The 12,349-nt window shown below is 43.8% G+C and carries 11 protein-coding genes and 1 pseudogene; 5 read left to right on the top strand and 7 right to left on the bottom strand.

Annotation, left to right across the window (positions count from 1 at the left end; genetic code table 11):
• Positions 1-2: 2 nt before the first annotated feature.
• The 4 genes and pseudogenes from QP860_RS05105 to QP860_RS05090 form a co-directional block, all read right to left on the bottom strand.
• Positions 3-1,178: a MalY/PatB family protein gene (locus QP860_RS05105; protein WP_284912289.1), complete on the bottom strand. Its 1,176-nt coding sequence runs from the start codon at positions 1,176-1,178 to the stop codon at positions 3-5.
• A 10-nt stretch (positions 1,179-1,188) separates the two neighbouring features.
• Positions 1,189-2,754: a maltose/glucose-specific PTS transporter subunit IIBC gene (malX, locus tag QP860_RS05100; RefSeq protein WP_502869809.1), complete on the bottom strand. Its 1,566-nt coding sequence runs from the start codon at positions 2,752-2,754 to the stop codon at positions 1,189-1,191.
• Positions 2,755-2,923: 169 nt separating this feature from the next.
• Positions 2,924-4,350 (bottom strand): annotated as a pseudogene (locus QP860_RS05095) (aldehyde dehydrogenase family protein).
• A 177-nt stretch (positions 4,351-4,527) separates the two neighbouring features.
• Positions 4,528-5,016: a GNAT family N-acetyltransferase gene (locus QP860_RS05090; protein ID WP_284912287.1), complete on the bottom strand. Its 489-nt coding sequence runs from the start codon at positions 5,014-5,016 to the stop codon at positions 4,528-4,530.
• A 126-nt stretch (positions 5,017-5,142) separates the two neighbouring features.
• Between QP860_RS05090 and QP860_RS05085 the strand changes: the two genes are divergently transcribed.
• A complete protein-coding gene (locus QP860_RS05085; protein WP_284912286.1) occupies positions 5,143-5,436 on the top strand; it encodes a putative quinol monooxygenase in 294 nt (97 codons plus the stop codon).
• A 224-nt stretch (positions 5,437-5,660) separates the two neighbouring features.
• Here QP860_RS05085 and QP860_RS05080 read toward each other — a convergent pair whose 3' ends face one another.
• Genes QP860_RS05080 through QP860_RS05070 form a run of 3 tightly spaced genes read right to left on the bottom strand, consistent with a single transcriptional unit; the run spans position 5,661 to position 8,130 of the window.
• Complete coding sequence (locus QP860_RS05080) at positions 5,661-6,173, bottom strand: uroporphyrinogen decarboxylase/cobalamine-independent methonine synthase family protein (protein WP_284912285.1); 513 nt, start codon at positions 6,171-6,173, stop codon at positions 5,661-5,663.
• Between the two features lie 6 nt (positions 6,174-6,179).
• Positions 6,180-6,839: a hypothetical protein gene (locus QP860_RS05075; protein WP_284912284.1), complete on the bottom strand. Its 660-nt coding sequence runs from the start codon at positions 6,837-6,839 to the stop codon at positions 6,180-6,182.
• A gap of 16 nt (positions 6,840-6,855) precedes the next feature.
• Positions 6,856-8,130, bottom strand: coding sequence for a sulfurtransferase (locus tag QP860_RS05070; RefSeq protein ID WP_284912283.1), 1,275 nt, complete (start codon positions 8,128-8,130; stop codon positions 6,856-6,858).
• Between the two features lie 304 nt (positions 8,131-8,434).
• Here QP860_RS05070 and QP860_RS05065 point away from each other — a divergent pair, with 304 nt between their 5' ends.
• The 4 genes from QP860_RS05065 to QP860_RS05050 are packed head-to-tail and all read left to right on the top strand — an operon-like array spanning position 8,435 to position 12,294.
• Positions 8,435-9,610: an ABC transporter permease gene (locus QP860_RS05065; RefSeq protein WP_284912282.1), complete on the top strand. Its 1,176-nt coding sequence runs from the start codon at positions 8,435-8,437 to the stop codon at positions 9,608-9,610.
• Positions 9,607-10,557 carry an ABC transporter ATP-binding protein gene (locus QP860_RS05060; protein ID WP_284912281.1) on the top strand — a complete coding sequence of 317 codons (951 nt, stop codon included), beginning with the start codon at positions 9,607-9,609 and terminating at the stop codon, positions 10,555-10,557. The genes QP860_RS05065 and QP860_RS05060 overlap by 4 nt, the downstream gene beginning before the upstream one ends.
• A complete protein-coding gene (locus QP860_RS05055) occupies positions 10,550-11,278 on the top strand; it encodes an ABC transporter permease (protein ID WP_284912280.1) in 729 nt (242 codons plus the stop codon). Before QP860_RS05060 ends, QP860_RS05055 begins: the two co-directional genes overlap by 8 nt.
• A gap of 14 nt (positions 11,279-11,292) precedes the next feature.
• On the top strand, positions 11,293-12,294 hold the full coding sequence (locus tag QP860_RS05050) for a glycine betaine ABC transporter substrate-binding protein (RefSeq protein ID WP_284912279.1): 1,002 nt from the start codon (positions 11,293-11,295) through the stop codon (positions 12,292-12,294).
• Positions 12,295-12,349 lie beyond the last annotated feature (55 nt).

Here is a 12,349-nt window from a genome sequence, read left to right as displayed (position 1 = left end):
TACTATTCCTCAATCCCCTTTATCCCCACAAGCATCCGTTCCAATCCTTCCTCTAACTTTTTCTTAGGGCAACCAATATTTAAACGTAGAAACTGACCTCCATTACCTCTATAGACACGACCATCCATAATTGCTACCCGGCCCTTATGGACTAAACCTTTTTGAATTTGGTCCATAGAATACGACAATTGAGAAATATCTAGCCATAAAAGATAGCTAGCATTTGCCGGAACACGATAAATTTCAGGCAAGTTTTTTGCCAGATATTGATCAACAATTTGTTCATTTACTTGAATATAGGTATTTAATTCATCGACCCAAGTGCTTCCACCTCGGTAAGATGCCATAGTTGCTTCTAGCCCTAAACAACTTGCAGAAGAGAGCCCATCTTTATTTTTCAAGCGATAGAGAAAATCTTCTCTAATTGATTCATCTAGGATAAAGGCATAAGAGAAAATTAGACTTGGAATATTAAAAGTTTTTGATGCTGATGTAATAACTGCTATTCCCTCAGTACCTATTTCCATAAGTGGATGATGGATAACCCCTTGTCGTAGGACATCCATATGAATTTCATCGGAGATCAAATAGACATTATGTTTCTGACACAATTGATAAACTATCTCCAATTCATCGACTGTCCATACTCTGCCTGTTGGGTTGTGTGGAGAACAAAAGAGAAGAACTTTATTCTTTGGCTCTTTTAAACAAGCCACCAAATGTTCAAAATCAATGTAATACTGCCCATTATCATAAATCAATGGATTCTCAATAATGCGACGTTGGTTGCCTTCAATTACTTTGAAAAAGGCATCATAGCCCGGAGTCTGTACGACGACACCATCTCCTGGGGCTGACTGACTAGCAATCAACTGAGAAGCTGTATACATAACAGATGGACTGTAAACAATTCCATCTGGATCAATCGATAGTTGGAAACGTCGCTTATACCAGTTAACTACACTTTCTTTAAAATCTTCATGATTCCAGCGAGTATAACCATATACAGGATGTTGAATTCTTTTTTGAATGGCATCTTGGACACAATCAGGGGCTGCAAAGTCTGTATCTGAAATTGTAAAGGGCAGCAAGTCAGAAACACCAAAACGATCTTGGACATAATCCCATTGAGTACAATAGGTTCCTCTTCTATCATGGATTCGGTCAAAGTCACTCATCCTTAACCTCCTAAAGTAATTCCTCAAGTTCGTTGCGGACACTGGTCACGCGTGTACCTATTACAACTTGAACATTGTGATCATCAAGATGGACAACACCTAAGGCCCCCAAATCAGTTAACCGGTCGTCATCTACGATATTTCCATCCTTGAGAACTAAACGTAAACGAGTAATACAATTATCTAAAGAGTCAATATTCTCTTTTCCACCTAAAGCAGCGAGCATACCTGCAGCTTGTTGGCTAGATACCTTGCCAGAAGCTTGGAGCTCTTCTTCAGTATAGTCAGTTCCTTGATCAGCCACTGCCTTACGCCCTGGGGTTGGTAAATCGCGTTTGACAATGACTGTTTTGAAGACAAAGTAATAAGCTGCAAACCAAATAGCCCCAACTATCAATACCAGCCACCATTGTGTGTAAGTTCCTTGCATAACACCAAAGATGAAGAAGTCCAGTAAACCACCATCAGTATTTCCAATTACAACTCCTAATAGACTCATCGTCATAAAGCCTAAGCCCGTCATGAAAACATGGAAGACCCAGAGCAGTGGGCTAATAAATAAGAAAAGGAACTCAATTGGTTCTGTTATTCCTGTGATTGCTGTTGCAATCACACCTGAAATCAATAATCCCTTAATTTTTTGACGGTTTTCAGGTAGGGCTGTCCGATACATAGCGAAGGCTGCTGCTGGTAAACCAAAGATAAAAGTAGGCATCTTCCCTTGGGAAAGGAAAGCTGTGGCTTCAGGTGAAATTGACAAGCCCTTAGCTAACTCTGTATAGTAAATATTTAAGGCTCCAACAACTTGTTCACCATCAATAATTTGACTTCCTCCAGCCTCAGTAAAGCGAATCATAGCCACCAAGATGTGATGGAGGCCAAATGGTAAGAGTAGACGTTCGCCTGAGCCAAATAAGAACGGTCCAAAAGCACCAGCTTTTTGAATTAAATGACCAATCCCAACTATCAAAAAGGCAAATAAAGGCCAGACTAAAGGAATTAGCAAACCGACAAGAGCCATGACGAGAGAGGTAATGATTGGTACGAAGCGAATGCCTGAAAAGAAAGCAAAACTATCATGCAACTGAATATTGTAAAACCGTTTATGTAAATGATAAACGATTAGCCCCGCAATAATCCCACCAAGAACTCCCATTTCAATGGTTTGAATTCCAAAAACCATGGCTTGGCCAGCTTCTCGTAAGCCGTCTTCTGCCGCCAAGCGATCCGTTTCAGTCAAATAAAAGTTTATAGAAAGATTCATTACAACATAGCCAACAAAACCTGAAAAGGCTGCAACTCCTTTTTCCTTACGTACTAGTCCTAAAGGAATGGCCATCGCAAACATCACCGGTAAGTAAGTAAAGGCAAAGGAACCTATTGTTGACAAGAAACGGAATATAATTTGTAGCCATTCTTGCCCTAAAAAAGGCATACTCTGAATAACTGCTTCTCCTGTAAAGGCGCTCCCTATCCCTAGTAAAAGGCCCATAAAGGCTAGTAAAGCGACAGGTAGCATAAAGGTTTTACCCAAACCTTGGAAAAATTCCCAGCGACTATTTTGTTTATGTTCCATAATCAATCCCTCCCATTTTTGTAATCGCTTTCTAAAACTAGTATAGCAAGTTTTAAAAGAATGTAAATAAGTAAAAATAAAACCAGGCTTCTGAACGTCAAACAAGCGTCTCAACTCACTTATCCACCAATGAGTCGGGACGCTTGTTGTCTACTTATACAAGTAAATGCTAATCTCCCTGCACACTAATCCACCGCTCAGTCGTAAACTTATCCACTACCCACTTGCCATTAAAGCGGCCCAAGCCGGATGCCTTAACGCCACCGAACATGACATGGGGCTCATCGTTAATCGAAGGATTATTCACATGAACCATGCCCGATTGGATCTGCTTGGCGACTTGGATGCCGCGGTACTTATCTTCAGTGAAGACTGAGCCACTGAGGCCATATGTTGTGTCGTTGGCTAGTTGGATGGCTTCAGCTTCATCTTTAGCTCGGATTAAACCGATCACGGGCCCAAAGACTTCTTCCTGGGCAATGGTCATGTCATTGCTCACCTCTGTCAGCACCCAAGGCGTCATCACTTGCCCATCTGTCTGACCTTCTAAGGCGACCTGAGCGCCTTCATCTAAACTCGCTTGGACAAAGCCCGTAATCTTCTCTACTTGACTTTCGTTAATAATCGGACCGTAATAATTGGCGTCATCAGTCGGATCTCCCACTTTAAGTCCTTTCACACGGTCAAGGAAGGCTTGGGAGAAGTCCTCATAGATGGCCTCTTCAATAATCAAACGGTTGGTCCGCATACAAATCTGACCGGCGTGGAAGAAACAGCCAAAGATGGCAGCTTCAACAGCCTTCTCAATATCTGCATCAGCTAGGACGATTTGGACATTATTCCCCCCTAATTCTAAGGAAACCTCCTTGATATGCTGTCCCGTCACTTCCCCGATATGGCGACCTACCTCAGTCGAGCCAGTAAAGGAAATCGCATTCGGAATCGGATGGGCCGTGATACTGTCGCCAATCTCTGCGCCCCTCCCCGCTATCGCGTTGAAGACCCCTGCTGGGAAACCTGCCTTGTCCAAAAGCTCCGCAATGTGGAAAGCAGAAGCTGGCGTATCCGAAGCAGGTTTAAGAACGACAGTATTGCCTGTTGCCAAGGCTGGAATGACAGACCGTAAGGGAGAACGAAGGGCACATTCCAGGGTGCAATCACGCCGATGACACCCTTGGGCTCGCGGATGACTAAGTTCTTCTTACTTGGGACATTGGAGGGGAGGATGGTCCCTTCCATATGGGCTGAAGCGCCTCGGAATTCACGGACAATCGCCTGGATAGTCTCTAACTCAAAAGCCTGCTTGTTAGCAGCTGACCCGCCTTCTTCAATTAAGACCGCCCGGGTGTCCTCTTTTGACGCTTCCATAACTTCTAAGAGCCGGTCGAAGTAAGCCTCACGCTCACTAGGTAATAATGCCGCCCAGTCTTTTTGCGCTGCCTGGGCCGCTTGGTAGGCTTGGTCCACATCATTGGCACTTGCAGATTGGTAAGTGTAGAGCACTTCGCCTGTGTAGGGGTTGCGGTTTTCCAAGACGGCTTCCCCCGTCCCCTCCTGCCACTGGCCATTAATATACTGCTTGTCATAAGTTTTCATCATAGACGCCTCCAATTTTTCAGTTTATGCCATAAGTATCCTAAAGCTATTATAGCGGTTTCGTAATACTTTGACCAAGAAAGCGGTCTATAAGCGTAAGTTCTATAGGCTAGGAGCGAGCGAATAAACAAACAGCCGATCCATCTATTTAAAGGTATCGGCTGCCTTCTCTACACATTAAGTATTCAATAAGTCCTTCAAGAAAAAGCGGTCCATAGTGGTATGGATCAAGTTCTCAGGACGAGGAATTTCCCTGAAGCCGTACTTCTGGTAGAGGATAATGGCGGTCGCCAAGTTCGAATGGGTCTCTAGGTAGAGCTTTTGGTAGCCAGCTTCTTTGGCCTTATCCATCGCTAATTCCATCAGCTTACGCCCTAGGCCCTGCCCCTGAGCCTGAGGGACCAGGTAAAGCTTCTGCAATTCCGCACACTGGTCAAAGCCTCCAAACGCCGTATAGCCAACCCCGCCTAAGACCCGGTCCTGGTCATCCACGGCCACATAATAAGCGCGCTCTTGGGGCTTGCCTTGGTAAAAATCGCTCAGATGGTCTAATTCCGAATCATAGTAAACTGTCCCCGGCAAGTCCAAATGAAAAGTTTCCAGTGTCGAACGAATAAGACCAGCCAGTTGGGCATCGTCCTTGGCTTGGATGGGCCTAAATTTCATGAGAGCATCCCCCTTTTTTCCTTAAGATTTAACCAGTATAGCACAAAGGCTTGGAGCTTGTGAGCTCAAGCATAGAAATGCTAGAATGGAAGTAAGTGAACAACTGAACATATAGGAGGGAATACTATGACACTCGTTATCAATATCATCTACAGCGGCCAAGGCGACAACGCGCGAAAGTTCGCCCAAGAAATGATGGACCGCGGTGTTGTCGACCGTATCCGCCAGCAGCCCGGAAACCTGCGCTATGACTACTTCGTCCCCCTAGAAGACCCTGAGAGCATCCTCTTAATCGACACCTGGACCGACCAGTCCGCCCTCGACGCCCACCACAAGTCGCCCATGATGCAAGAGATCGCTGAACTCCGCGATAAATATAAACTGCGGATGAAGGTGACACGTTACCAGCCGGAGGAATAGAGAGGATGGGAAAAGCAAGCTACTGAAGCGGGTAGCTTGCTTTTTTGATTTGTTAAATTATTCATTTCCGTAGTATTCCTCGTTCACAACTCGCAGTGGAAATTTATATACTTGGCGCTCATTATTTTGACTATCTCTTTCAATCTTTATGACGTAACGGAATAAAAATAAGTTGCTCAGTATTGATTATATTAGGAGTTATCCATATAACAATGTACTAAAACTTAGTAAAGATTTCTTAATACTTCAGCAGCCTTAACCATATTTTCGATTTTAGCAGTAAGCAACTGTTCCGTGCTCATCGGGCGTTGTTGGAAGGTAGCGAAGCCGCAATCAGGGTTGAGCCAGATGCGCTCTGGGGGCAGGAAGTTGAGGGCTTCTTCCACCCGTTTGACTATGTCTGCGGGTTGTTCAATACTATCTGTCTTCGGATCGACGACGCCTAGACCTAAATAAATATCTTCTGCAATGAATTCATTCTTGAAGAGGTCGCTAATATTTCCTGCGCGTGGCGTAGAGAATTCTAGAGCTAACATATCAGGTTGGGCGATGGAGAAGAAGTCAGAGAGTTGGGCATAGGACCCCTTGAGTAAGCCACTGACATCCCGTGTGTAATTGCCTCGGCAGACATGGAGCGCACCCAAAGTATTGGGGCTCTCATTAATGAGATCGAATATTGGTTTAATCAGATCGTAGGCGAAACCTAACTCTTCGTCAAAACTGACGCGTTCAGACAAGCGACCTCAGTAGAAAGTTTGATCTTCCTCGTCGGTAAAGACAATTTGGCTGAGCACGGGATCATCGAGCTGGATCACACGGACACCGCGATCGATTAAGCGTTTGACTTCGTTCAAGATCAGTTCACGAATATCTTTGCCTAGAGCTTCTCGGTTAGCGTAGACCTGATCTGAAACACCGGTCAGCCAGAGAGACCGAGTTAGTAGGTAAGGACTAGGGAGAGTTGCCTTGAGAGGTTTATCCGTTAAAGCTTCAAGCATATGAATCTCTTCAAAGTTGAGCTGGGCCTGGGTATCGATTTTACCCACAGCAATCGGATTATTGATGCCAGCATCTTTGGCATCTCTTTCCTTTAAACTTTTTTCATAACTTTTACGAAATTCCTCACTGGAATAGTCAAGAAGTTCGTCATTAGTCATGATTTCAATCCCATCGACCTTAGCAGCCACATAGGAAATATAATTGTCGCGATCCAGCTCCCCACTTGTGATCACATCAATTCCAGCTTCTTCTTGAATAGCTACCATCCGTCGTGTTTCATTGAAGAGAATATCTTGGTAGCCTTGGGCACTCAAGCTCCCCACCGTTTTCTGTTCTTTTGCTTCTAGCAAGCGCGATGAGCGAGGAAGACTCCCCATCAACGCTGTTGTAAATATTTGGTCCATAAATTTGCATCCTTTCTTAGTCTTTAGCAGGTAATACTTCGGTATCTATGGGATTAGTCGGGTCGAGCTGCCACTCACACCAGCCCCCTTCGTAGAGGCTAAGCTGTGTATACCCATAAACATAGGCGAAGTAGTACAAGATACTAGCTCCCCAACCCGCACTGCCACAGAATAGGGTCAAATCTTGGCCGAGGTCAAGCTGGTGCTGACTGAGTTGGTCACTGAAGTAAGTCTGATCAGGTAAGCTATCATCGATATTCTTATAATTGACCCAAGATCCGCCATAAACTGCACCTGGGATACGGCCTGCCTGGTGGATATAATCATAGCCAGTCATTTCCCCACGATACTCTGCCCACTGGCGAATATCGACTAGACTTCCTAAACTCTCACCTCGGCATATTTCTCGAACCTCTTCTATGGATTTCAAACAAGAGAAATCAGCCCCTACTGGGAAGGGCACAGAGTCACCATGCACTGGCGAATCCTTACCTCGCTCAGTCGCAAAACCATGTATCCGCCAAGGACTATAACCCCCACTTAGAATGCGAACATGCGGATACCCTAGTGCCTCAAGAATCAGGGCTGTCTTATATTCAGCGCCTTGGTCTCCATTAGAGTAGAGAATAATCGTTGCTTGAGGATCTATTTGATATTTCTCTACGAAACTTTGAAGCTCTTCTAAGGAACGGTGTGTCCAAGCCGGTGCCTGTTCAAAATCTTCAGTATCCAAATGAACAGCACCTGGGATATGACTCGATAAATAAGTAATACCCGCCCGTCCCCAATCGCACTCAAAAATTTGATAGTTAGACGTCGTATAGTGGTCAGGTTGCTGGCCTGAAATTACAGCATTTAACCAAGTAGCCGGCACAATCTTATCATAATGCGGATAAGATTCTAATCTGTCCTTCCAATCAGAGAAACAGTAATAGAAGTATTGGCTATCCGACGGCATAAAATGGGCTAAAAATTGGCCAACTTGTTCACATCGTTCAGGATCGTCATCGATTAATACAATTTTTTCTATATTGTTTTGTTGGATAAAATACTGACTTCGTTCCACTAACTGATCACGACGAAATTTAGCTTCTCGACTACTCATAATCGCTTGATCTAAGAAGAGAATCCAGTCAGCAGAAAACAAGCGGCTTCCTGCGATATGGCCACCGCCAGCTCGCAGATCATCCAGCCAACCAGCATAGGCTGTTGCGGAACGGGTATCTAAGAGAGTAACTGCTCCTATTTGGATGAAATCTTTTAATTTTTCCGTAGAGAGACGTTGAAGCATAAATTGACCTCCTAGTTCATGTGTAATAAGACAAATAAACTATATACAAATAATCTATTCAATACAAGTAAGAGCGCTAAAGCTTAGCTTATGAATAGCCTTGAATTTCACAATGTGATACTATTAATTTGCTATTACTATTTTGTACTAATAGATGATTTAGCTAGAGAGGGGGGCTTTCAAATGAAGACATGACAGAAAACCGTTTATTCCTTGCAGAATGTAAACTTGAAGCCTCTTGTTCAAGGAGCGCACCCATGCCTCCCTTAACAGGACAATTACTATACACTATTAAGGAGATATTATGAATAAAAAGTTAGATCTTGCGTCACTTTTTTTCAGCCTTTTTGCCCTTCTCCTCTTGTTCTTAAACCACTTCATGTTCGTTAGTGAGTCCCGTGTCACACAAAAAATAGGCCTGACAGCCAGCAAAAGTCTTGGTGCAAACTTCCCCATTATTGTGGGACTAAGCATCTTATTAGTCGCTCTAGTGGCCCTATCCCGCCAAAAACTATGGGCTCATTCGCTCAGTGCTCTATTGGCGAGTACGAATTGTGGTTTAGCCCTTTTATTTGCAGGACAAGCGACAAATGTTGTGGCTTTAACGGGAGATAATGCACGCATTTCGATGAGTATCGGTTGCTATCTCTATATGATCTGTAACTACCTCATCCTCTACAAGACAAACCGATCAATGACGACGTCCTGGCAAAGACTGGTTAACTACCTTCCAGGCCTAGGGATTGCAGCTTATAGTTTCTTTAGTGGTCAATTGGATGGCCTATCTATCATGGTGGAATATTACAATCGTCAATCAAAATTCCATACTGAATTTTGGAAACATTTGTCCATGGTCATTCGAGTCATTCTCTCGGCGATTGTCCTCTCCCTCCCCTTGGTTTGGTTAGGTCACCGCTATCCCCGTTGGCGAGGTTGGATTGCGGGATTCCTAAATACAATTGAATCCATCCCCTCAATCGCCTTCATTTTCTTACTGGTTTTCCCCTTATCATACTTAAACCGCCACCTGCCCTTTGCAGAGGCCATCGGAATTTCTGGCTTAGGAGCGGCCCCTGTTTATGTGGCCTTGCTCTGTTATGCCCTCTTCCAAATTGTCAATAATATGTATGGGGCCTTAGACTCGATTGATGGTAAGTACATCGAAGTCGGAAGAGCTATGGGGATGACCAAGCGGCAAGTGTTCTTCCAGGTTGAACTCCCTTTGATCCTGCCTGTGATGCTATCGGGCATCCGTCTCGCTCTAACGATGACAATTGCAGGAACTACTCTGGGAGCCTATGCAGGCTATGGAGGTTTAGGTTCCTTTATCTTATCAGGCTCTAAAGGCTTTGCAATTGACCAGATTTTATTAGGAACTTTTCCTATCTTGTTTATGATTCTGGTCAGTGATGCCTTGCTACGCTTCCTAAACTACTTGCTTATAGCCTTCAGGAGAAAGAGAGGGGAAGTTCAATTATGATTAAATTAACAAATATTCGAAAGTCTTATGATGACAAAGTTGCCGTTAATGGTTTAAATTTCACAATTCCTAGTAACAAATTGGTTGTCTTTCTAGGCAAATCAGGAAGTGGGAAATCAACAACTTTACGTATGATTAACCGCTTAATAGATTATGATGAAGGCAGCATCACAATCAACGGAGAAGATATCCAATCCTTCAATGTTGAAGATTTACGGCGAAAGATTGGCTACATGGTCCAAAATGTGGGTCTCTTTCCCCATATGACGGTCCGAGAAAATATATCCGCCGTCCCTAAACTTCTCAATTGGGATAAGGATGACACACTTGAACGCGTGAAGGACCTCTTACACCGTGTAGGACTTCCACCTGAAGAATATATCAATAAATACCCCTCAGAATTATCCGGAGGTGAAGGGCAGCGTGTAGGTATCGCTCGCTCCCTAGCTGCTAACCAAGAGATTATTCTGATGGATGAACCCTTTGGTGCCTTGGATCCTATTACCCGATCCATTATCCAAAATGAACTCATTCAGTTGCAACAAGATTTAGGGAAGACAATTATCTTCGTAACTCATGACATCGATGAAGCCCTTAAATTAGGGGATTTGATAGCTGTTATGAAGGATGGGAAACTGTTAGCCTACGATACGCCTGGGCGATTGATTGCCTCAGAAGATCCCTATATCCGAGAGTTTCTGGGTGGGGACGTCTATTTGAAAGTCTTAGTCAATTATCAAATAGCAGACTATATGACACCAACAACCGACCAATCCATTGGAGGGATTTCAATTGATGCAACGAGCAGCCTAAGAAATGCCCTCAGTTTGATGGTTAAGGAAGGGGTTGACCAGCTACAAGTCATCCAGCCAGACAGACAAACAGTTGGTCAAATTTCCAGTGGGGACATCCTCCATGTATTAAGGGGTGAGAGGGCTCATGACTAAACAAACGAAATGCCTGGTACAGGCAGGAATCTTACTAGTCATCCTCTTAGTTATTATCTTTGGCTTCGATCTTGTGGAAGAAGCGCTCTATACACGTTGGCCCAATAACTTAGGAACGAATGCCCTCATCAACCTGCCTCAAGCCTCTCTGGACTTTGTTAAGGTAGCGAGTATCAGTAGTCTACTCTCTGTCCTTATTGGTGTGCTATTGGGGAGTTTCTGCTTTACCGAACTGGGCCAGTCCTTCCGTCCCATGATTGATCAATTAAGCTCAATGACCTTTGCTGTCCCTTCCATCGCTGTTCTCATGATTGCCCTCAATATTTTCGGCTTTAATATGTGGACGGCTGTGATCGCCTTAGTGCTTCAGGGTATGCTGCCAGTAATTATCTCAACAGTGAGTGGCTTGGATAATATTGAACCAAGCTTATTAGAAACAGCTGCCGGTTTAGGAATGACTCCTCTGCAGCGTTTGCTTCGAATTCAGCTACCAATGGCTCTTCCAGTGATTTTAGCCGGCTTTAGAGTTTGCGTTATTATGTGCATCGGGACCACTACCCTAGCTTATAATGCAGGGGCAGGTGGCCTAGGCCAGCTCATCTTTTCAGGTTATACAAGCTATGACATGGTCTCGGTATTCGCAGGCACCCTGCCTATCATCTTGATGGCCTTGTTCTCTGACCGAATGATTCGATATTTTGAATATAAATTATCATATTAAGAAAGGAATTTATCATGAAAAAAATTAAATATCTACTAAGCCTAGTCGTACTGATTGTGGGAGTTGGCTTCCTTGGAGCTTGTGAAAGTGCATCCAACAATGATAGCAACGACGCATCCACTACTAAGTCAACCGAAACAAATGAGCAAACTACAGACAGTGATAAGCTGGTTCGCTTGGGTACAATGAATGATGAAGAAGGTCGCATTATTGGCCAGATGATGCTACAAATTCTAGAAGATAAGGGCTATCAGGTTGAATCAACTGTTGGTGAATTAGCCAATAATACCTCCCTAATGCGAACTGGAATCAAAGAAGACCCAATTGATCTGTCTCTCGACTATACTGGTCGCGGCCTAGCTTTTATCGATAATCCCGATGTGTCTAAATATCAAGAAGATCTCGAGACAGCCTTCCAAACAACCAAAGAAGCTGATGAAAAGAACGGCATCATTTGGTTAACCTATGCTCCTTTCAATAATACTGACTCTCTAGCAGTCTCCAAAGAGTTCTCAGAACAGAATAATGTCAAAAGCTTAGAAGACCTCGCCCGTTATGTTAACGATGGTGGAGACATTAAAGTTGGCGTCGAAGCTGGGTACGAATACTACGCTACAGCTGAAACTACCCTCCCTGGATGGCAAAAAGCATATGGGTTCTCCATCCCTGAAGAAAATATTGTCATGGGGGTTAATGATGCGAAAACTGCTGTTGCTAATAATACGGATGGTATCAATGTTGCGACAACCAATGCCACTTCCGGACTCATCGAATCTCTCGATCTCATTCGTTTAGAAGATCCTAAGCACGTATCCCCTATCTACAGCCCAGCTCCAATCGCTACACCAGAAATCTTAGAACAATATCCTGAACTAGAAACGCTCTTCAACGATCTCTTTGCTTCTCTTGATGGCGAAAACATGATTCACTTAAATCGCCTGCTTGAAGAAAGCGGACAAAGTGAAGAAAAAATCGCCAAAGACTATTTAACCGAAAAGGGCTTACTAAGTCAATAGGTCTAAAGTTTCACTACACGAGTTGGAAAAGTATTGGTATTTGCATTTAAAGGAA

It is taken from the genome of Aerococcus sp. UMB1112A (assembly GCF_030230715.1).
Taxonomy (GTDB): Bacteria; Bacillota; Bacilli; order Lactobacillales; family Aerococcaceae; genus Aerococcus.
This window is presented reverse-complemented; position numbering and strand designations above follow the sequence as displayed.